We start from the raw sequence: 19,296 nt of genomic DNA, 5'->3' as shown, positions 1-19,296 counted from the left end.
ATTAAGCTACCGCTTTTCTATTTTTACCAGTCTTCATTAAACCATCATAATGTTTATTTAACAAGTATGAATTGATCTGTTGAATAGTATCTATTGCAACACCAACCATAATTATTAATGAGGTACCTCCAAAAAACATTGCCCAAGATTGTTGTACATCCATAATACTTACAACAATAGCTGGGAACACAGCAATCAAAGCAAGGAATAAAGATCCTGGGAAAGTTATTAAAGACATCACTTTATCAAGGAAATCAGAAGTTTCAGCTCCTGGGCGTACACCTGGGATAAAACCACCGCTTCTTTTTAAATCATCAGCCATTTTGTTAGTAGGTACAGTGATTGCAGTATAAAAGAATGTAAATACAATAATTAAAGTTGCAAAAACAAAATTATACCAGAAACCAAACATATTACTAAATGCACCAACAATAGATTGTGATGTATCTGATTTAGACAATCCAGCTACAGCTGCAGGAATAAACATAATTGCCTGAGCAAAAATAATTGGCATAACTCCAGAAGCATTAAGCTTTAGAGGAATCCATTGTCTATTACCTCCTGCCAAATCTTGCTCGTAATCTCCTGTAGTTGTACGACGAGCATACTGCACAGGGATTCTACGTACTGCCATTGTAAGCAATACACAAGAAATGATAACTAATAACCACACAATAATTTCAATAACTAATAACATTGGACCTCCATTGTTATTGGTAACACGAGTTGTAAACTCTTGGATAAAAGCTTGTGGTAAACGAGCTAAAATACCAACCATAATTAACAATGAAATACCATTTCCAATACCTTTATCTGTAATTTTCTCACCCAGCCACATAGCAAAAATTGTACCAGTAACCAAAATGATAACAGACGAGAACAAAAATTCAGGAGAATTAAAGCCTAGCAAAAATGCATTACTAGGCAATGTTCTGTATAAATTATAGATATAAGTTGGACCTTGAACCAATGTGATAGCGATTGTCAACCAACGAGTGATTTGATTAATCTTTTTTCTACCACTTTCCCCATCATTTTGAAGTTTTTGTAAATATGGAATCGCAATCCCCATCAACTGAACAACAATAGACGCAGAAATATAAGGCATGATACCTAAGGCAAAAACTGAAGCCTTAGAGAAAGCACCCCCGGTGAACATGTCTAGAATAGATCCTAGACCATTTTTAGTTTGTCCCGCTAAACCAGTCAATTGCGTTGCGTCAATTCCAGGAAGCGTAACGTGTGCTCCAAAACGATATACTAAAAGCAATCCTAATGTAATTAAGATTCTATTTTTTAGTTCTTCGATTTTCCAAACATTACTTATTGATTCAATAAATTTCTTCATCTTAATAGATAAGTTATATAGTTACAGCTTCTCCACCAGCAGCTTCAATAGCAGCTTTTGCAGTAGCAGTAAATTTGTGGGCAGTTACTTTTAATTTTGCTTTCAATTCTCCTCTACCTAAAATCTTAACGATTTCATTTTTAGTAGCTAGACGATTTGCTACAAACTCTGTCATAGAAACAGAATCAGTAATTGCACCGTTATCAACTAATAATTGAAGAGTATCTAAATTAACACCTTCGTATTCTTTACGATTGATGTTTTTGAAACCAAACTTAGGTACACGTCTTTGAAGTGGCATCTGCCCTCCCTCAAAACCAATCTTTTTAGAATAACCAGAACGAGATTTTGCTCCTTTGTGTCCACGTGCAGCGGTACCACCTTTTCCAGAACCTTCTCCTCTACCTAATCTTTTATTTTGATTGTGTGTAGACCCCTCAGCAGGTTGTAAGTTACTTAAATTCATAACAGTATTTGTTATTTAGCTTCTTCAACAGAAACTAAGTGTTTAACTTTGTTTATCATCCCAAGGATAGCAGGATTTGACTCATGCTCCACAACTTGTCCAATTTTACGTAGACCTAAAGCTTCCAATCCTCTTTTTTGAGAAAGAGGGCAGTTGATTTTGCTTCTTACTTGTTTTACTAATAATTTAGCCATAATTTCCTAATTAACCTTTAAAAACTTTCTCTAAAGAAACACCTCTTTGTTTTGCAACAGTATGAGCGCTTCTCATTTGCAATAAAGCATCAAAAGTTGCTTTTACTACGTTATGTGGATTTGATGATCCTTGAGATTTAGACAATACATCGTGAATACCTACTGATTCAAGAACTGAACGAACAGCTCCACCAGCAATAACTCCAGTACCATGAGACGCTGGAATTAAGAATACACGTGCACCACCAAATTTACCTTTTTGTTCGTGAGGAACAGATTGTCCGTTCAAAGGAATTCTAACTAAATTTTTCTTAGCATCTTCTACTGCTTTCGCAATTGCTTCAGAAACATCTTTAGATTTTCCTAATCCATGACCAACAACTCCATTTTCATCACCTACAACTACAATAGCAGAAAAACCGAAAGCTCTACCACCTTTTGTAACTTTAGTAACACGATTAACACTTACTAGACGATCTTTAAGTTCAAGACCACTAGGTTTTACCAATTCTACATTTTTGTATTTAGACATAATATATTAGAATTTAAGTCCAGCAGCTCTTGCGCCTTCCGCTAATGATTTAATACGACCGTGATATAAATATCCACCTCTATCAAAAGTGATGGTATCAATCCCAGCTTTTAACGCTTTCTCTGCAACTAATTTTCCAACAGCAGCAGCAATTTCAACGTTAGTACCTTTTCCTATTTCTTTTTCTCTAGAAGATGCAGCTAATATAGTAACTCCATTTACATCATCAATGATTTGAGCGTAAATTTCTTTATTACTTCTAAAAACAGAAAGTCTTGGTCTTGTAGCAGAACCACTAACCGATTTTCTAATTCTGAATTTAATTCTCTGTCTTCTTTCAGATTTTGTTAATGACATAATCTTATTTTTTAAGCTGATTTACCTGCTTTTCTTCTTAATACTTCACCCACAAATTTAACACCTTTACCTTTATATGGCTCTGGCTTACGGAAACCTCTGATTTTCGCAGCAACTTGACCTAAAAGTTGTTTATCAAATGATGTTAATTTTACGATAGGGTTCTTACCTTTTTCAGATATTGTTTCTAAAGATACTTCTGGAGCAATTTCTAAAACAATATTGTGAGAATATCCAAGAGCTAAATCTAATTTTTGACCTTGGTTTGAAGCTCTATAACCAACTCCAACTAATTCTAGTTCTTTTGTGAAACCTTCAGATACACCAACAACCATATTACTGATCAAAGATCTGAATAATCCGTGTTTTGCTCTATGGTCTTTATGATCAGATGATCTTTCTACTGAAACTTGATCACCTTCAACAGTTACAGTTACGTCCGAAAACTCCTGAACCAGTTGACCTTTTTTTCCTTTTACTGTAATAATACCGTCTTTAACTTCAACAGTTACACCAGCAGGGATTACAATTGGGCTTTTACCTATTCTTGACATCTTATCTAGTGTTTAAAATTAGTATACGTAACAAATTACTTCACCACCTACATTTAATTGCTTAGCTTGTTTTCCAGTCATCAAACCTTTTGATGTAGAAACAATAGCAATTCCTAATCCATTAAGGATTCTAGGTAATTTGGCAGCACCTGCGTACTTACGTAAACCAGGTTTACTAATTCTTTGGATATCTTTGATTACAGGCTCTTTAGTATCTTTATCATACTTCAAAGCAATTTTGATAGAACCTTGTACAGTGTTCTGTTCAAATTTGTAACTTAAGATATAACCTTGATCAAATAAGATCTTAGTTATTTCTTTTTTAAGATTAGAAGCTGGAATTTCAACAACTTTGTGGTTTGCAGCCACAGCGTTACGAACTCTAGTCAAATAATCTGCAATAGGATCTGTATACATATGTATTTGATTGCGATTATGGTTTTCGGGAGACACACGTCTCCCGAACCTTTAATCAATTAAAATTATTTTTTGGTTTGCAAAAGTAATAACTTATTGCGAGATTACCAAGATGCTTTTTTAACACCAGGAATTAATCCATTATTAGCCATTTCACGGAAAGTTACACGAGAAATACCAAATTGACGGATATAACCTCTTGGTCTACCTGTTAATTTACAACGGTTGTGTAAACGAACTGGTGAAGCATTTTTAGGTAATTTTTGTAAACCTTCATAGTCTCCAGCTTCTAATAAAGCTTTTCTCTTTTCAGCATACTTAGCTACCGTTTTCTCTCTTTTAACCTCACGGGCCTTCATTGATTCTTTAGCCATGTCTTAATTCTTTTTAAAAGGTAATCCTAATTCAGCCAATAATGACTTTGCTTCCTTGTCTGTTTTTGCAGTAGTAACAAATGTAATATCCATTCCTGAAATTTTGTTTACTTTATCAATATCAATTTCTGGGAAAATGATTTGCTCTAAAACTCCAAGATTGTAGTTACCTCTTCCGTCGAAACCAGTAGCTTTGATACCACTAAAATCTCTAACGCGTGGTAAAGATGAAGTAATAAGTCTATCTAAAAACTCATACATTCTTTCTCCACGTAAAGTTACTTTTGCTCCAATAGGCATCCCTTTTCTCAATTTGAAAGACGCAACGTCTTTCTTAGAAATTGTAGATACTGCTTTTTGTCCAGTGATCTTTGTTAACTCATCAACAGCATAGTCAATAAGTTTTTTATCAGATACAGCTGCACCAACTCCACGGCTCAAAACGATTTTTTCAAGTTTTGGAACTTGCATTACGTTTGTATATCCGAACTCTTCTTTAAGAGCAGAGATTACTCTACTCTTATATTCTTCTTTTAGTCTAGGTGTATATGCCATTACTATAGTACTTGATTAGATTTTTTTGAAAATCTTACTTTCTTATCTCCCTCTACTCTAATACCAACTCTAGTTGTCTCCTTAGTTTTAGGATCAATTAGAGAAATGTTAGAAATTTGAATAGAAGCTTCTTTCTTAACGATACCACCTTGAGGGTTTTTAGCACTTGGTTTTGTATGTTTTGAAACCATGTTTACACCTTCAACTATCGCTTTATTTTTCTCACGGTAAACACGCAAAACTTTACCTTCAGCACCTTTATGGTCTCCAGCAATAACTCTTACGATATCTCCTGATTTTATTTTTAGCTTTATCATCTTAAAACGAATTAAAGCACTTCTGGTGCTAATGATACAATTTTCATGAATTGTTTTTCACGAAGTTCTCTTGCTACCGGACCAAAAACACGTGTTCCTCTCATTTCCCCTGCAGCATTCAAAAGAACACATGCATTGTCATCGAAACGGATATAAGAACCATCAGCTCTTCTCACTTCTTTTTTGGTACGCACAACAACTGCAGTTGAAACAGCTCCTTTTTTAACGTTTCCGTTTGGAGTTGCATCTTTAATAGATACTACAATCTTGTCACCAACAGAGGCATACCTTCTTTTGGTACCTCCTAAAACACGGATAGTTAAAACTTCCTTAGCTCCCGTGTTATCTGCTACTTTTAGTCTTGATTCCTGTTGTACCATAATTATTTAGCTCTTTCTAAGATTTCAACTAATCTCCAACATTTTGTTTTACTTAAAGGACGCGTTTCGCTAATTCTTACAGTATCTCCAATGTTACAGTCGTTTGTTTCGTCGTGTGCAACATATTTCTTTGTTTTCAACACGAACTTACCGTATAATGGGTGTTTTACTTTTCTTACTTCAGCAATAACAATAGACTTATCCATTTTATTTGAAGTAACAACACCTATTCTTTCTTTTCTTAAATTTCTTTTTTCTTCCATCTTTCAGCAGAATACAATTATTGTAACTCTCTTTTAGTTAACTCTGTAGCTAATCTTGCAACTGTTCTTCTAACGCTTCTAATTTGAAGTGGGTTAGCAATTGGAGAGATAGCATGAGCCATTTTTAGGTCAGCATATACTTTCTTAGTTTGACTAAGCTTTTCTTGCAACTCCGCTGCAGAAAGATCTTTTATTTCTGATTGTTTCATAATAAATTATAAATTATGCTTCGAAATCTCTAGCAACGACGAATTTAGTTTTTACTGGAAGTTTCTGAGCTGCAAGACGCAATGCCTCTTTTGCAACTGATAACGGAACTCCTCCAACTTCAAACATAATTCTTCCTGGTTTAACAACAGCAGCCCAATACTCAACTGCTCCTTTACCTTTACCCATACGTACTTCAAGAGGCTTCTTAGTAATAGGTTTGTCTGGGAAAATTTTAATCCATAATTGTCCCTCTCTCTTCATGTAACGAGTTGCAGCAATACGCGCAGCTTCGATTTGACGAGAAGTTAAGAACATTCCATCTTCATGTACAGATTTAATACCAAACATTCCATTTGAAAGTTCATGCCCTCTTTGAGAGTTACCTTTCATTCTACCTTTTTGTACCTTACGGTATTTTGTTCTTTTAGGCTGTAACATTTTTCTTTAGTTTAAAAATTTACTTTCTTTTACGAGCGTCTGGTTTTCCACCTTTGTTAAAGTTAGATTTGCCTCTAGGAGCATCTCCACCTTTTCCACCACCTGTACCAGATTGTTTTTTATCCATTCCAGCAAGTGGAGAAAGTTCTCTCTTACCGTAAACTTCACCTTTCATGATCCACACTTTGATTCCCATTCTACCATAAGTAGTATGAGCTTCAGCAAGTGCATAATCAATGTCAGCTCTGAAAGTTGATAGAGGAATTCTACCTTCTTTGAAACCTTCCGAACGCGCCATCTCAGCACCATTCAAACGACCAGAAATCAAAACTTTGATACCTTCAGCGTTCATACGCATTGAAGCAGCAATAGCCATTTTGATTGCACGTCTGTAAGAAATACGGCTTTCGATTTGACGAGCGATGCTTGTCGCCACAAGATAAGCATCTAACTCAGGTCTTTTGATTTCAAAGATGTTGATTTGAACCTCCTTGTCAGTAACTTTCTTAAGTTCTTCTTTTAACTTGTCTACCTCTTGTCCACCTTTTCCGATAATGATACCAGGTCTAGCAGTAGTGATAGTAACGGTTACAAGTTTCAAAGTTCTCTCGATGATTACTTTTGATACACTAGCTTTTGATAAACGAGCATGGATATACTTTCTGATTTTGTGATCTTCGGCTAATTTATCACCGTAATCATTTCCACCATACCAGTTTGAGTCCCATCCTCTGATGATACCAAGTCTATTTCCAATTGGATTTGTCTTTTGTCCCATGCTGCTTAAGAATTGCTTTGTGTGTTATTGATAGCTCCAAGCACGATTGTTACGTGATTAGAACGTTTTCTTATTCTGTGTGCACGACCTTGTGGAGCTGGACGAAGTCTTTTTAACATCATTCCACCATCTACTCTGATCTCTTTAACAAATAATCCAGCTTCTTCTAAATTACCTTCACTATTTTTTTGCTCCCAGTTGTTGATTGCAGATAATAATAGTTTTTCTAATTTTCTTGAAGCTTCTTTAGAACTGAATCTTAAAATGTTAAGTGCTCTTTCTACCTTCTGACCTCTTACCAAGTCCGCTACTAAGCGCATTTTTCTAGGTGAAGTAGGGCAGTTATTCAATTTTGCGAAAGCAATAGACTTATTAGCCTCTTTTCTCGCATCTGCTGTTTCTCTTTTACGAACTCCCATTGCTTCTTATTTTTTACCTTTATTTTTTGCTCCAGCATGACCTCTAAAAGATCTAGTTGGTGAAAACTCTCCTAATTTGTGACCTACCATGTTTTCTGTTACGTAAACTGGTACAAATTGACGACCGTTATGAACTGCGATAGTTTGTCCAACGAAATCTGGAGTAATCATTGAAGCTCTAGACCAAGTCTTAACAACTGCATTTTTACCACTTTCTACGTTTTCTTGAACTTTCTTGTCTAATTTATAATGAACGAAAGGTCCTTTTTTTAATGAACGTGCCATATCTTATTATTTCTTTCTACGTTCTACGATATACTTGTTACTCGGGTTTTTCTTAGAACGAGTTCTGTAACCTTTAGCTGGTACTCCGTTTCTTGAACGTGGGTGCCCTCCTGAAGAACGTCCTTCACCACCTCCCATAGGGTGATCAACTGGGTTCATCGCTACTGGTCTAGTTCTAGGTCTTCTTCCTAACCATCTTGTTCTACCTGCTTTTCCAGATACAACTAATTGGTGGTCAGAATTAGAAACAGCTCCAATTGTAGCCGAACAAGTTAGCAAGATCAATCTTGTCTCCCCAGATGGCATTTTAATTGTTGCATATTTCCCGTCTCTTGCCATTAACTGAGCAAAAGTTCCAGCTGAACGAGCAATTACTGCTCCTTGTCCTGGACGTAACTCAATACAAGATATAACAGTTCCAAGAGGAATTCTGCTTAAAGGTAAAGTATTACCGATTTCAGGTTGAGATTCTGGACCAGAAACTAATTTCTGACCAACTTTCAATCCGTTTTGTGCGATAATATAAGTTTTCTCTCCATCAGCATAAGCTAATAAAGCGATAAACGCAGTACGATTTGGATCGTATTCGATTGATTTCACTGTAGCTGGAATTCCATCTTTAGTTCTTTTGAAATCAATAATACGATATCTCTGCTTGTGACCACCACCCGTATAACGCATGGTCATCTTTCCTTGACTATTTCTACCTCCAGAGTTTTTTATCGGCGCTATCAAAGAGCGTTCCGGCTTATCAGTTGTAATGGCGTCATAACCATTCACAACTCTAAATCGCTGACCTGGGGTAATAGGTTTTAATTTTCTTACTGACATTTTTCTATCTTAGATATTGTTGTAAAAATCAATTGTTTCTCCTTCTTGTACTTGAACAATTGCTTTTTTGTATGCATTTGTCTTTCCACTTATTAAACCACTTTTAGTGTATTTAGTAGATCTATCTGGTCTCACATTCATTGTATTAACAGAAACGATAGTCACTCCATAAGCAGCTTCAACAGCTTTCTTAATCTCAACTTTGTTTGCTTTTTTGTTAACAACGAATCCGAAGCGGTTTAGAACTTCACTTTCTTTGGTTACTTTTTCCGTTACTATAGGTCTAATTATGATGCTCATATTCCTATTATTTACTTAAATTTTCTTCAATTAACTCTAAAGAACCTTCTAAAAGCACTAAATTATTAGCGTTTAATATTGCGTAAGTGCTTAATTCTGAGCTAGTTACGACATTTGAAGCCTTCAAATTGCGTGACGACAAATATACATTTTTATTTGACTCACCCAACACGAATAGAGATTTTTTATTTTCTAACCCTAAAGCTTTCAAAACGTTAATGAAATTTTTAGTGTTTGGTACTTCAAAATTAAAGTCTTCAAGAACTACAATGTTAGCCTCTTTTGCTTTAATTGAGAAAGCTGATTTTCTAGCCAATCTCTTTAAGCCTTTATTCAATTTGAATGAATAACTTCTTGGTCTTGGCCCAAAAACTGTTCCACCGCCTTTAAACAAAGGATTTTTAGCACTTCCCGCACGAGCTGTACCAGTTCCTTTTTGTTTTTTAATCTTACGCGTACTTCCAGCAACTTCAGCTCTTTCTTTAGCTTTATGAGTACCTTGTCTTTGATTAGCAAGATATTGCTTTACATCAAGGTATACTGCGTGATTATTTGGTTCAATTGCGAATACTGAATCAGAAAGTTGAACTTTTCTACCAGTATCTTTTCCGTTGAAATCTAATACTTTTACTTCCATTACTTCTGAATGATTACATAAGAGTTTTTATGTCCAGGAACACATCCTTTAATAACAAGTAGATTCTTTTCAGCAACTACTTTTAAAACTCTAAGGTTTTGAATTTTCACATTTTCTCCTCCCATTCTTCCAGCCATACGCATTCCTTTGAATACTCTAGATGGATAAGAAGAAGCTCCTACAGAACCTGGCGCTCTTAAACGGTTGTGCTGACCATGAGTAGCTTGTCCAACTCCACCAAAACCGTGACGTTTAACAACACCTTGGAAACCTTTACCTTTAGATACACCTTGTACATCTACAAATTCTCCTTCTTCAAAAATAGTAACATCAATTAGATCTCCTAATTTTTGTTCAGTTGCAAAATCTTGGAATTCAACGACTTTTTTCTTAGCAACAGTTCCAGCTTTCTTAAAGTGACCTAAAGCCGCTTTAGTAGAATGTTTCTCGTTTTTGTCATCGAAACCAAGTTGCAACGCTTCGTACCCGTCAACCTCGTTGGTTCTGACTTGGGTAACAACACATGGACCAGCTTCGATTACTGTACAAGGAATGTTTTTCCCGTTTTCGTCAAAAATACTAGTCATGCCGATTTTCTTACCAATTAACCCAGACATAAATATTAATTATTAATTACTAAAATTCCCTTCAATTTGAAAATAACAGAAATTTCCAAACAGGGAGTGCAAAAGTAGATATTAAAATTGAATATACCAAACAGTTGCGAAAATTAAATCGCTCATAATCAAAATCCAAGCATCAAAACACCGTCAAAACAAACTTTATTTACAACAAAATTTGATTCTGTTTTTTCAACCTTCAAACATTCCGGGCTTAACAATAAATTAATTAAATCACAACAAAAAAAACTCGCATCCCTTTAAAACAAAGGCTTTTATAAAAAAATACAAATTTTAAAAAATCGCAAAAATTCAAATTCCGCAAACTAAAAGCAACTTTTAAAAACAAAAAAAGCGAGACAAATAATGTCTCGCTTTTTATATAAAAAAATATAAAAAAATTATACTTTAATCTCTACTTCAACTCCACTTGGCAATTCAAGTTTCATTAAAGCATCAATAGTTTTAGATGAAGATGAATAAATATCAATCAATCTCTTGTATGACATTACTTCAAATTGCTCTCTCGCTTTTTTGTTAACGTGCGGAGAACGCAATACAGTGAAAAGTTTTTTGTGAGTTGGCAACGGAATTGGACCTGTTACAACTGCTCCAGTAGTTTTTACTGTTTTCACGATCTTTTCAGCAGATTTATCTACTAACATATGATCGTAAGATTTTAGTTTTATTCTGATTTTTTGACTCATTTTCTTAAAATTAAGCGTTACCTTTTGCTTTTTTGATTACCTCTTCTGAAATATTAGAAGGTGTTTCTGCATAGTGAGAGAACTCCATTGTTGAAGTAGCTCTACCAGAAGATAATGTTCTTAATGTAGTTACATAACCAAACATTTCTGATAAAGGCACATCAGCTTTAATAGTTTTAGCACCATTTCTATCACCCATGTCATTAACTTGACCTCTACGACGGTTCAAGTCACCAACGATATCACCCATGTTTTCTTCAGGAGTAATAACTTCGATTTTCATGATTGGCTCAAGAATAACAGCTCCAGCAGCACGTCCTGACTCTTTATAACCCATTCTAGCAGCTAATTCAAAAGAAAGAGCATCAGAATCCACAGGATGGAAAGACCCATCTAATAAAGTTACTTTCAAACTATCAACAGCATATCCAGCTAATGGACCTGTTTTCATAGCCTCACGGAAACCTTTTTCAACAGCAGGAATATACTCTTTAGGTACGTTACCACCTTTTACCTCATTTACGAACTGTAATCCAACTGGAACTTTACCATCAACTTCATCAGCAGGTTCGATTCTAAATACGATATCACCGAATTTACCACGACCTCCAGATTGTTTCTTGTAAGTTTCTCTATGTTGAGCAGATTTAGTAAACGCCTCTTTGTACTCTACTTGTGGCTCACCTTGATTAACCTCTACTTTAAACTCACGTTTCATACGATCAACTAAGATATCTAAGTGAAGCTCACCCATACCAGAAATAATAGTTTGACCTGAAGCCTCATCAGTTCTTACAGTAAATGTTGGATCCTCTTCAGCTAATTTAGCCAAAGCCATACCCATTTTATCAACGTCAGCTTTAGTTTTAGGCTCGATAGCAATACCGATTACAGGCTCTGGAAACTTCATAGACTCCAAGATAATTGGATTCTTTTCATCACAAAGCGTATCTCCAGTTTTAATATCTTTAAATCCTACAGCAGCTCCAATATCTCCAGCCTCAATAAATTCGATTGGATTTTGTTTGTTAGCGTGCATTTGGTAAATACGAGAAATTCTCTCTTTGTTACCAGAACGAGTATTTAAAACATAAGAACCAGCATCTAAACGTCCAGAGTAAGCACGGAAGAAAGCTAAACGACCTACGAATGGATCAGTAGCAATTTTAAATGCTAAAGCAGCAAACGGCTCTTTTACATCTGGGCGACGTAAGATTTTAGTTTGATCTTCTTCTAATAATTCAGCATCATCAGGGTGAATTCCTTCGATACCTTCTTTATCTAATGGAGATGGTAAATATTTACAAACAGCATCTAACATGAATTGAACTCCTTTGTTTTTGAAAGAAGAACCAGCAAGCATAGGAATGATTGCCATATCGATAGTAGCCGCTCTTAATGCATTGTTGATTTCTTCCTCTGTAATAGAGTTTTCATCTTCCATGTATTTATCTAAAAGATTCTCATCATAAGTTGCAATCTCTTCGATAAGGATAGAACGGTAGTGTTTTACATCATCAACCATATCAGCCGGGATATCAACGATATCAAAAGTAGCCCCTTGAGTTTCATCATGCCATACAATAGCTTGATTTTTCACCAAGTCAACAATACCTTTAAAATCTGCTTCATCACCAATAGGCAAAGTAATTGCAACCGCATTCGATTTCAACATATCTTTAACCTGTCCACATACAGCTAAAAAGTTAGCACCTTGACGGTCCATTTTGTTTACGAATCCCATACGAGGAACTCTATATTGATCAGCAAGTCTCCAGTTAGTTTCTGACTGTGGCTCAACACCATCAACAGCACTAAATAAGAAAACTAAACCATCAAGTACACGTAAAGAACGGTTTACCTCTACAGTAAAATCAACGTGTCCAGGAGTATCAATAATATTAAAGTGATAAGGTAATGATTCTGGAAGAGTCTTACCTTGCTCAGTTGGAAAATTCCAAGTACAAGTTGTAGCAGCAGAAGTAATTGTAATACCTCTTTCTTGCTCTTGCGCCATCCAGTCCATTGTTGCAGCACCATCGTGTACCTCACCAATTTTATGTGATTTTCCAGTGTAAAAAAGAATACGCTCAGTTGTTGTTGTTTTACCAGCATCAATGTGAGCAGCGATCCCGATATTTCTAGTATATTTTAAATCTCTAGCCATTTCTTTACGAATTAAAATCTAAAGTGAGAGAATGCCTTATTAGCTTCTGCCATTTTGTGAGTATCCATTCTTTTCTTAACCGCAGCACCTTCTTCTTTAGCCGCAGCTAAACATTCTGAAGCTAAACGCTGAGCCATAGATTTTTCATTTCTTCTTCTTGAATAAAGTATTAACCACTTCATTGCCATAGAAATTTTTCTGTCTGGACGAATTTGCATTGGGATTTGGAATGTAGCTCCACCAACTCTACGGCTACGTACTTCTACGTGAGGCATAACGTTTGTTAAAGCATCTTTCCAGATCTCTAATGAAGTTTTCTCATCATTTTGCTTTTTAGTTTCAATGATATCAATAGCATCATAAAATACTTTAAAAGCTGTAGATTTCTTACCATCCCACATTAAGTTATTCACAAAACGTGTTACTAATTGGTCATTAAACCTTGGATCCGGTAAAAGTGGTCTTTTCTTTGCCGCTCTTTTTCTCATGTCTTTTTCTTAAAAGTTTTTAAATTACTTTTTTGCTTCTTTTGGGCGTTTAGCACCGTACTTAGATCTTCTTTGCGTTCTTCCTGCAACACCTGACGTATCAAGAGCTCCACGAACGATATGATATCTAACACCTGGTAAATCTTTTACCCTTCCACCTCGCACTAATACTATCGAGTGCTCTTGTAGATTATGTCCTTCTCCTGGGATGTAAGCATTCACCTCATTACCATTTGTCAAACGTACACGCGCAACTTTACGCATTGCAGAGTTTGGTTTTTTTGGTGTAGTAGTGTAAACACGCGTACAAACCCCTCTTCTTTGAGGACAAGAATCTAAAGCAACCGATTTACTCTTCTTAGTGATCTGAGTTCTTCCTGTTCTTACTAATTGTTGAATTGTTGGCATAATTAATACTAAAAATTATTATGTTTATTAAATTCCCGCTTTTTACGGGGTTGCAAATGTATAAAATATTTTTCACTATACAAACGTTAAATCATTAATTTTCAACAACATTATTTATATCTATGATTTCACAAAGAAACATTAGATATTTGCTTTACATTTAACTAACAAAACAATTGCTTTTGAAACAATTACAATACATACTCATTTTACTTCTATCAACAAATTGTTTTGCGCAATCTTTTTATCTGAATATAAACGGAATTAACAAACAACAAAACTTAACAATCGACTCTATTCCTTACATCAGAAAACATGTTAACATAAAATCTCTCAACAATGAAATTTCTGAAACTTTAAACAAACTAACAAAACAAGGCTACATAGATTCCAAAACACTAGAAAACAAAAAGGTAAATGACAGCACTTATACAGTTTTAATAGACTTAAAAAACAAGATAAAAGAGCTACATATATATATAGGTACAAATAGTCTCTTGTATAATTCAAAAAAAACATCAAAAGACAGCATAATTATCCCCTATTCAGAACTTGAAAATTTTTTGAACCAAGAAATATCAGATAAAGAAAAAGCTGGTTTTGCTTTTTCAAAAATCAAACTGGAAAATATCAAAAAAAAGAATTCAATAATTTACGCTGACTTAAATTTTGATTCCGAAAAAAAAAGAACCCTCAACTCAATTATTGTAAATTACACCAACCCTTCTTTGAAAGATTATTTTCCTAAAGGAGCATTAAAGCAATTGAATAGAAAATATCTCAACAATACCTTCAACCAAGAAACCGTTAAAAAACTTTCTGACGATATTAATAGCTTTGAGTTTATTTCTCAAACCAAATATCCCGAAATCTTATTCACCAAAGACTCAACAAAAGTTTACACATATCTAGACAAAAGAAAAGCAAACACTTTTGACGGCTATATTGGATTTTCAAACGATGACAGCAAAAAAATACAACTTAACGGATATTTAGATATTTCCTTAATAAACACTCTTCATGCAGGCGAACAATTTTCACTATACTGGAAAAGTGACGGCAATAAACAAACAACATTCAACACAAGACTTGAAGTTCCTTATATTTTTAAAACCGCGCTAGGAATAAAAGCCCAACTAAATATTTTTAAACAAGACAGTACATTTCAAAACACAAAAACCGCAATAGATTTAGGCTATTATTTAAATTACAACTCTAAAATATACATTGGATACCAATCAACAGAATCAAGCGACATCCAGAATACCAACAGCACAACACTAAGTGATTTTAAAAACTCATACCTCACCTCTACCCTAGAATACAAAAAAATCAACAGCTCCAATTACCTGCTTCCAAGAAAATCATATGCAAATCTATTATTGGGTTATGGAAAAAGAACCACAAACAACACTGCCGAAACCGCAGTAGCAACCAATCAATTTTATGCTAACTTAAATTTTTCTTACAATTTCGAATTAAACAAAAAGAACTTTATCTATATCAACCCTCAAATCTTATATTTAAAAAGTGACAATTACATAACAAATGAACTTTTCAGATTTGGAGGATTAAATTCAATTCGAGGTTTCTCAGAAAATAGCTTACAAGGAAATATTGCAAATCTATTCATTACCGAATACAGATACCTGCTTAGTTCAAATTTATACATACACACCATACTTGACTATGGGATTTACCAAGATCAAACTTCAATAAAAAACAGCGAAAAATTCAACAGTTTAATCAGTGCTGGCATAGGTTTAGGACTACTAACAAAAAATGGTTTATTAAAGATAATTATAGCCAACGGAAGCACAAATCAAACCGAAATAAAATTTTATAACAGTATCCTCACAATCTGTTATAATGTTAAATTTTAATCTTTTATAAAAATCTGTTAACAAAATATTAGGAATTTTAGTAAGTAATTACGAATATTACATAACTAATTCAAAATATTTACCAAATATGAAACCAAAGTTTAACAGATTCTTAGTGCTTTTACTAGCACTAATCGCGCAACTAACCTTTGCGCAAGAAAGAACTGTTTCAGGTATTGTTACCGATGATGCAAATATGCCTTTACCAGGCGTAAGTGTATTAGTAAAAGGAACAAAAACTGGAACACAAACCGATTTTGATGGAAAATATTCTATCAAAGCAACACCAAGTCAAGTTTTAGTTTTTAGCTACATTGGAATGAAATCTCAAGAATTCCCAGCTAGCTCAACAAAAATTAATGCTAAACTATCAAGCGACGCACAACAACTAGAGGGAGTTGTAGTTACAGCTTTAGGATTATCCAGAGAGAAAAAATCTCTTGGTTATGCAACTCAAGAAGTTAAAGGAGAAAACCTTGCCGCAGTTAAAAGCGACAACTTTGTAAATGCGATATCAGGAAAAGTTTCTGGAGTACAAGTAAAAAGAACAACAAACTTTGGAGGTTCCACCAATATCGTAATTAGAGGAAATTCTTCTCTAACAGGAAACAACCAAGCTTTATTTGTTATTGATGGAGTTCCAGTAAGCAACAACAATTCAAACACAAGAGATCAGGAACAATCTGGAGCAGGTTATGACTACGGAAGCGCCGCATCAGACATTAACCCTGAAGACATCGAATCCATCAACGTCCTTAAAGGTTCTGCGGCAAGTGCACTTTATGGATCAAGAGCTGCTAATGGAGTTGTTGTTATAACAACAAAAAAAGGAAACAAAAAAGCAAAAGGTTTCTCTGTTACTGTTAATTCAGGTGTAACAATTGGTTCTATCGACAAAAGCACTTTCATAAAATATCAAAAACAGTATGGTGGTGGATATGGACCTTATTATGGCCCCGATGAAGATTCGTATTTAGATCATATTGATATAAACGGAGACGGAATTTTAGACAATGTAACTCCATTAACTGAAGATGCTTCGTATGGACAAGCTTTTGATCCAAATTTAATGGTTTATCAATGGGATGCATTTTACCCTGAATCTCCAAATTACATGAAAGCTACACCTTGGGTAGCCGCAAAAAATGGTCCAATTACTTTTTTTGAAAAACCAGTAGCACTTACCAACTCTATCTCAATAGATAAAGGCTTAGAAAATGGTTATTTAAGATTAGGAGCTAACAATCTTGATCAAACAGGTTTAATGCCAAACAGTAGTTTAAAGAGAAACACTTTCACATTGAATGCGTCTACCCTGATCAACGACAGATTAACTGTAGCTGGATATGGAAATTTCACAAAAACAAGTACAATTGGTAGAAACAGTACAGGATACAATGACAACATCGCTGGAAATTTTAGACAATGGTGGCAAACTAACGTTGACATACAAGGTCTAAAACAAGCTTATCAACTTACTGGACGAAATGTAACATGGAATCCTAACTCGTACACTAATCCAACTCCTATATTTTGGGACAACCCTTATTTTCAACGTTATGAAAATTACGAATCAGACAGCAGAAGCAGATTCATTGGAAATGTTTCTTTAAACTATAAAATCGCAAGTTGGCTAGATGCTTTCGGAAGAATGTCAGTAGACACCTATGATGAACTTCAAGAAGAACGAAGAGCCATCGGAAGTGTGCCAGTTGATTTTGGAATTGGAACTGGAGGTGGAGATGGTTCTCTTAACAGAAACCCAGCATCATCAGGTTACTCACGAAAAAACATAGGTTTCAGCGAATACAATTATGACTTCATGTTAAACTACAACACAGACATCACAGAAAAACTAAATTTAAAAGGTGTTGTCGGAGTTAACATTAGAAGAAGTTATTACAATTCAATATTCGCTGCAACAAACGGCGGACTTGCTATCCCAAAATTATACTCCCTACAAAATACTGTAAGTCCACTATTAGCACCTGTTGAAAGAGACGAAGCTATTGGTGTAGACGGTCTTTACGGAAGCGCTTCTTTTGGATATGAAGATTATTTATTCCTTGAGGGAACAATCAGAAGAGACCACTCTTCAACTCTTCCAGAAGCAAATAGTTCTTACTACTACCCTTCCGTTTCTACCAGTTTTGTATTTTCTAAATTCGTAAAAGCAGATTGGCTATCCTTTGGAAAAGTAAGACTTAACTATGCTGAAGTTGGAAACAGCCCTGGTTTCGACAGAGTCTTAGACACCTATGCAGTTAACACAGCATTCGGAGCCGCATCAGCATCAGTAAAAGACACTAAGAACAATCCAAACTTAAAACCAGAACGTACAAAAAGCTACGAAGCAGGTTTAGAACTTTCTTTCTTCAAGAAGAGATTAGGATTTGATTTCTCTTACTATAAATCTAATTCAATTGACCAAATAATCCCATTAAGACTTACTGCTTCTACAGGATATCTTTATGAATTAATTAATGCAGGAGAAATTGAAAACAAAGGGATTGAAATAAGTTTAAATGGTACTCCGGTAAAAACAGATAGTTTTTCATGGGAAGTAAATTTAAACTTTGCCAGAAATCGCAACAAAGTATTAGACCTTTTAGATGGTATCGATAATCTACAATTAGGATCTTTTCAAGGAGGTGTAACAATAAACGCTGCTATCGGACAACCATACGGTGTAATATATGGCACAAAATACACATACTTAAACGGACAGCGAGTTGTTGACCCTACTAATGGTCAATATATAAAAACTTCAACATCAGACAATGCAATTGGAAATGCAAATCCAGATTACACAGGAGGTTTAAACAACAAATTCACTTACAAAAACTTCTCTTTTGAATTCTTAATAGATATGCAAAAAGGCGGGCAGATCTTCTCACTAGACCGTTATTATGGTTTAGCAACAGGTCTACCAGACGACACAGCATATTTAAATGAATTAGGAAACCCTATCAGAAATCCATTGACTTCTGGATCTGATAGTGGAGGATTTATAAATCCTGGAGTAAATCCTGATGGCTCAGTAAATACCACCAGAATTGAAGCAAGCCGATTTGGAGCTCAAGGTTACAGAAGAGGTTTGCCAGATGAAGCATTTGTGTATGATGCGAGCTATATCAAACTAAGACAAACAGCAATTACATATTCTTTACCAGAAAAAGTATTAAAAAACACATTCATGAATGGAATGACTTTTAGCGTTGTTGGAACAAATCTTTGGATTATACACAAAAACTTACCAGATGCAGATCCAGAATCAGGATTAGGAGCTGGTAACTTACAAGGCTACTCAACAGGATCTTTACCATCTACAAGAGACATCAGCTTCAACATTAAAATCCAATTTTAAA

27 protein-coding genes are annotated in these 19,296 nt (G+C 34.9%); 2 read left to right on the top strand and 25 right to left on the bottom strand.

The genetic code is table 11. The features are described from left to right. Position 1: 1 nt before the first annotated feature. The 25 genes from secY to rpsL all read right to left on the bottom strand — a co-directional run bounded on the left by secY (position 2) and on the right by rpsL (position 14,045). Positions 2–1,348, bottom strand: a complete 1,347-nt coding sequence (gene secY / locus DM444_RS06915; protein ID WP_007803669.1) for a preprotein translocase subunit SecY — start codon at positions 1,346–1,348, stop codon at positions 2–4. A 13-nt stretch (positions 1,349–1,361) separates the two neighbouring features. Beyond that, positions 1,362–1,814, bottom strand: coding sequence for a 50S ribosomal protein L15 (gene rplO / locus DM444_RS06910; RefSeq protein WP_095931496.1), 453 nt, complete (start codon positions 1,812–1,814; stop codon positions 1,362–1,364). 11 nt (positions 1,815–1,825) lie between these two features. Beyond that, positions 1,826–2,008: a 50S ribosomal protein L30 gene (gene rpmD / locus DM444_RS06905; RefSeq protein ID WP_008464315.1), complete on the bottom strand. Its 183-nt coding sequence runs from the start codon at positions 2,006–2,008 to the stop codon at positions 1,826–1,828. Positions 2,009–2,018: 10 nt separating this feature from the next. After that, a complete protein-coding gene (gene rpsE / locus DM444_RS06900; protein WP_085949269.1) occupies positions 2,019–2,543 on the bottom strand; it encodes a 30S ribosomal protein S5 in 525 nt (174 codons plus the stop codon). Positions 2,544–2,546: 3 nt separating this feature from the next. Further along, the gene (gene rplR / locus DM444_RS06895) at positions 2,547–2,897 is read right to left on the bottom strand and encodes a 50S ribosomal protein L18 (RefSeq protein ID WP_111285051.1); all 351 of its coding nucleotides are present in this window, start codon (positions 2,895–2,897) and stop codon (positions 2,547–2,549) included. 11 nt (positions 2,898–2,908) lie between these two features. After that, complete coding sequence (gene rplF / locus DM444_RS06890; RefSeq protein WP_111285050.1) at positions 2,909–3,451, bottom strand: 50S ribosomal protein L6; 543 nt, start codon at positions 3,449–3,451, stop codon at positions 2,909–2,911. An 18-nt stretch (positions 3,452–3,469) separates the two neighbouring features. Beyond that, complete coding sequence (gene rpsH, locus DM444_RS06885; RefSeq protein WP_008464306.1) at positions 3,470–3,868, bottom strand: 30S ribosomal protein S8; 399 nt, start codon at positions 3,866–3,868, stop codon at positions 3,470–3,472. A gap of 104 nt (positions 3,869–3,972) precedes the next feature. Then, on the bottom strand, positions 3,973–4,242 hold the full coding sequence (rpsN, locus tag DM444_RS06880; protein WP_031456037.1) for a 30S ribosomal protein S14: 270 nt from the start codon (positions 4,240–4,242) through the stop codon (positions 3,973–3,975). 3 nt (positions 4,243–4,245) lie between these two features. Beyond that, on the bottom strand, positions 4,246–4,797 hold the full coding sequence (gene rplE / locus DM444_RS06875; protein ID WP_111285049.1) for a 50S ribosomal protein L5: 552 nt from the start codon (positions 4,795–4,797) through the stop codon (positions 4,246–4,248). 2 nt (positions 4,798–4,799) lie between these two features. Next, positions 4,800–5,114 carry a 50S ribosomal protein L24 gene (gene rplX, locus DM444_RS06870; RefSeq protein WP_007803650.1) on the bottom strand — a complete coding sequence of 105 codons (315 nt, stop codon included), beginning with the start codon at positions 5,112–5,114 and terminating at the stop codon, positions 4,800–4,802. Between the two features lie 11 nt (positions 5,115–5,125). Continuing rightward, positions 5,126–5,494, bottom strand: a complete 369-nt coding sequence (gene rplN / locus DM444_RS06865) for a 50S ribosomal protein L14 (RefSeq protein ID WP_007803649.1) — start codon at positions 5,492–5,494, stop codon at positions 5,126–5,128. A gap of 2 nt (positions 5,495–5,496) precedes the next feature. Next, positions 5,497–5,757 carry a 30S ribosomal protein S17 gene (rpsQ, locus tag DM444_RS06860; protein ID WP_007803646.1) on the bottom strand — a complete coding sequence of 87 codons (261 nt, stop codon included), beginning with the start codon at positions 5,755–5,757 and terminating at the stop codon, positions 5,497–5,499. 17 nt (positions 5,758–5,774) lie between these two features. Then, entirely contained in the window at positions 5,775–5,966 is a 192-nt protein-coding gene (rpmC, locus tag DM444_RS06855; protein ID WP_008464297.1) for a 50S ribosomal protein L29, read from the bottom strand. A gap of 13 nt (positions 5,967–5,979) precedes the next feature. Next, positions 5,980–6,405, bottom strand: coding sequence for a 50S ribosomal protein L16 (gene rplP, locus DM444_RS06850; RefSeq protein ID WP_008464295.1), 426 nt, complete (start codon positions 6,403–6,405; stop codon positions 5,980–5,982). Between the two features lie 19 nt (positions 6,406–6,424). Beyond that, complete coding sequence (rpsC, locus tag DM444_RS06845; protein ID WP_008464292.1) at positions 6,425–7,183, bottom strand: 30S ribosomal protein S3; 759 nt, start codon at positions 7,181–7,183, stop codon at positions 6,425–6,427. Positions 7,184–7,188: 5 nt separating this feature from the next. After that, positions 7,189–7,602, bottom strand: coding sequence for a 50S ribosomal protein L22 (gene rplV / locus DM444_RS06840; protein WP_007803631.1), 414 nt, complete (start codon positions 7,600–7,602; stop codon positions 7,189–7,191). 6 nt (positions 7,603–7,608) lie between these two features. Then, positions 7,609–7,887: a 30S ribosomal protein S19 gene (gene rpsS / locus DM444_RS06835; protein WP_008464288.1), complete on the bottom strand. Its 279-nt coding sequence runs from the start codon at positions 7,885–7,887 to the stop codon at positions 7,609–7,611. Between the two features lie 6 nt (positions 7,888–7,893). Continuing rightward, positions 7,894–8,718 (bottom strand): 50S ribosomal protein L2, encoded by an 825-nt coding sequence (rplB, locus tag DM444_RS06830; protein WP_110347732.1) that lies wholly within the window; start codon positions 8,716–8,718, stop codon positions 7,894–7,896. A 9-nt stretch (positions 8,719–8,727) separates the two neighbouring features. Beyond that, positions 8,728–9,018, bottom strand: coding sequence for a 50S ribosomal protein L23 (gene rplW / locus DM444_RS06825; RefSeq protein WP_008464286.1), 291 nt, complete (start codon positions 9,016–9,018; stop codon positions 8,728–8,730). Positions 9,019–9,025: 7 nt separating this feature from the next. After that, on the bottom strand, positions 9,026–9,655 hold the full coding sequence (gene rplD / locus DM444_RS06820) for a 50S ribosomal protein L4 (RefSeq protein ID WP_111285048.1): 630 nt from the start codon (positions 9,653–9,655) through the stop codon (positions 9,026–9,028). After that, positions 9,655–10,272 (bottom strand): 50S ribosomal protein L3, encoded by a 618-nt coding sequence (gene rplC / locus DM444_RS06815; protein ID WP_111285047.1) that lies wholly within the window; start codon positions 10,270–10,272, stop codon positions 9,655–9,657. Before rplC ends, rplD begins: the two co-directional genes overlap by 1 nt. A gap of 404 nt (positions 10,273–10,676) precedes the next feature. Further along, positions 10,677–10,982 (bottom strand): 30S ribosomal protein S10, encoded by a 306-nt coding sequence (rpsJ, locus tag DM444_RS06810; RefSeq protein ID WP_007803605.1) that lies wholly within the window; start codon positions 10,980–10,982, stop codon positions 10,677–10,679. A 10-nt stretch (positions 10,983–10,992) separates the two neighbouring features. Continuing rightward, positions 10,993–13,149, bottom strand: coding sequence for an elongation factor G (gene fusA / locus DM444_RS06805; protein WP_111285046.1), 2,157 nt, complete (start codon positions 13,147–13,149; stop codon positions 10,993–10,995). Between the two features lie 11 nt (positions 13,150–13,160). Next, a complete protein-coding gene (gene rpsG, locus DM444_RS06800) occupies positions 13,161–13,637 on the bottom strand; it encodes a 30S ribosomal protein S7 (RefSeq protein WP_026727879.1) in 477 nt (158 codons plus the stop codon). Between the two features lie 24 nt (positions 13,638–13,661). Further along, positions 13,662–14,045 (bottom strand): 30S ribosomal protein S12, encoded by a 384-nt coding sequence (gene rpsL, locus DM444_RS06795; RefSeq protein WP_007136570.1) that lies wholly within the window; start codon positions 14,043–14,045, stop codon positions 13,662–13,664. A 563-nt stretch (positions 14,046–14,608) separates the two neighbouring features. Between rpsL and DM444_RS06790 the strand changes: the two genes are divergently transcribed. Further along, complete coding sequence (locus DM444_RS06790) at positions 14,609–15,928, top strand: BamA/TamA family outer membrane protein (protein WP_239455605.1); 1,320 nt, start codon at positions 14,609–14,611, stop codon at positions 15,926–15,928. 88 nt (positions 15,929–16,016) lie between these two features. Next, positions 16,017–19,295, top strand: coding sequence for a SusC/RagA family TonB-linked outer membrane protein (locus DM444_RS06785; protein ID WP_111285045.1), 3,279 nt, complete (start codon positions 16,017–16,019; stop codon positions 19,293–19,295). Position 19,296 lies beyond the last annotated feature (1 nt).

The organism is Flavobacterium ginsenosidimutans, assembly GCF_003254625.1.
Classification (GTDB): Bacteria; Bacteroidota; Bacteroidia; order Flavobacteriales; family Flavobacteriaceae; genus Flavobacterium; species Flavobacterium ginsenosidimutans.
This window is presented reverse-complemented; position numbering and strand designations above follow the sequence as displayed.

What these genes read in the sequence shown, in the direction of transcription:
- secY (WP_007803669.1), bottom strand. Translation starts at nt 1,348, where the DNA reads ATGAAGAAATTTATTGAATCAATAAGTAATGTTTGGAAAATCGAAGAA.
- rplO (WP_095931496.1), bottom strand. Translation starts at nt 1,814, where the DNA reads ATGAATTTAAGTAACTTACAACCTGCTGAGGGGTCTACACACAATCAA.
- rpmD (WP_008464315.1), bottom strand. Translation starts at nt 2,008, where the DNA reads ATGGCTAAATTATTAGTAAAACAAGTAAGAAGCAAAATCAACTGCCCT.
- rplR (WP_111285051.1), bottom strand. Translation starts at nt 2,897, where the DNA reads ATGTCATTAACAAAATCTGAAAGAAGACAGAGAATTAAATTCAGAATT.
- rplF (WP_111285050.1), bottom strand. Translation starts at nt 3,451, where the DNA reads ATGTCAAGAATAGGTAAAAGCCCAATTGTAATCCCTGCTGGTGTAACT.
- rpsH (WP_008464306.1), bottom strand. Translation starts at nt 3,868, where the DNA reads ATGTATACAGATCCTATTGCAGATTATTTGACTAGAGTTCGTAACGCT.
- rpsN (WP_031456037.1), bottom strand. Translation starts at nt 4,242, where the DNA reads ATGGCTAAAGAATCAATGAAGGCCCGTGAGGTTAAAAGAGAGAAAACG.
- rplE (WP_111285049.1), bottom strand. Translation starts at nt 4,797, where the DNA reads ATGGCATATACACCTAGACTAAAAGAAGAATATAAGAGTAGAGTAATC.
- rplX (WP_007803650.1), bottom strand. Translation starts at nt 5,114, where the DNA reads ATGATAAAGCTAAAAATAAAATCAGGAGATATCGTAAGAGTTATTGCT.
- rplN (WP_007803649.1), bottom strand. Translation starts at nt 5,494, where the DNA reads ATGGTACAACAGGAATCAAGACTAAAAGTAGCAGATAACACGGGAGCT.
- rpsQ (WP_007803646.1), bottom strand. Translation starts at nt 5,757, where the DNA reads ATGGAAGAAAAAAGAAATTTAAGAAAAGAAAGAATAGGTGTTGTTACT.
- rpmC (WP_008464297.1), bottom strand. Translation starts at nt 5,966, where the DNA reads ATGAAACAATCAGAAATAAAAGATCTTTCTGCAGCGGAGTTGCAAGAA.
- rplP (WP_008464295.1), bottom strand. Translation starts at nt 6,405, where the DNA reads ATGTTACAGCCTAAAAGAACAAAATACCGTAAGGTACAAAAAGGTAGA.
- rpsC (WP_008464292.1), bottom strand. Translation starts at nt 7,183, where the DNA reads ATGGGACAAAAGACAAATCCAATTGGAAATAGACTTGGTATCATCAGA.
- rplV (WP_007803631.1), bottom strand. Translation starts at nt 7,602, where the DNA reads ATGGGAGTTCGTAAAAGAGAAACAGCAGATGCGAGAAAAGAGGCTAAT.
- rpsS (WP_008464288.1), bottom strand. Translation starts at nt 7,887, where the DNA reads ATGGCACGTTCATTAAAAAAAGGACCTTTCGTTCATTATAAATTAGAC.
- rplB (WP_110347732.1), bottom strand. Translation starts at nt 8,718, where the DNA reads ATGTCAGTAAGAAAATTAAAACCTATTACCCCAGGTCAGCGATTTAGA.
- rplW (WP_008464286.1), bottom strand. Translation starts at nt 9,018, where the DNA reads ATGAGCATCATAATTAGACCTATAGTAACGGAAAAAGTAACCAAAGAA.
- rplD (WP_111285048.1), bottom strand. Translation starts at nt 9,655, where the DNA reads ATGGAAGTAAAAGTATTAGATTTCAACGGAAAAGATACTGGTAGAAAA.
- rplC (WP_111285047.1), bottom strand. Translation starts at nt 10,272, where the DNA reads ATGTCTGGGTTAATTGGTAAGAAAATCGGCATGACTAGTATTTTTGAC.
- rpsJ (WP_007803605.1), bottom strand. Translation starts at nt 10,982, where the DNA reads ATGAGTCAAAAAATCAGAATAAAACTAAAATCTTACGATCATATGTTA.
- fusA (WP_111285046.1), bottom strand. Translation starts at nt 13,149, where the DNA reads ATGGCTAGAGATTTAAAATATACTAGAAATATCGGGATCGCTGCTCAC.
- rpsG (WP_026727879.1), bottom strand. Translation starts at nt 13,637, where the DNA reads ATGAGAAAAAGAGCGGCAAAGAAAAGACCACTTTTACCGGATCCAAGG.
- rpsL (WP_007136570.1), bottom strand. Translation starts at nt 14,045, where the DNA reads ATGCCAACAATTCAACAATTAGTAAGAACAGGAAGAACTCAGATCACT.
- DM444_RS06785 (WP_111285045.1), top strand. Translation starts at nt 16,017, where the DNA reads ATGAAACCAAAGTTTAACAGATTCTTAGTGCTTTTACTAGCACTAATC.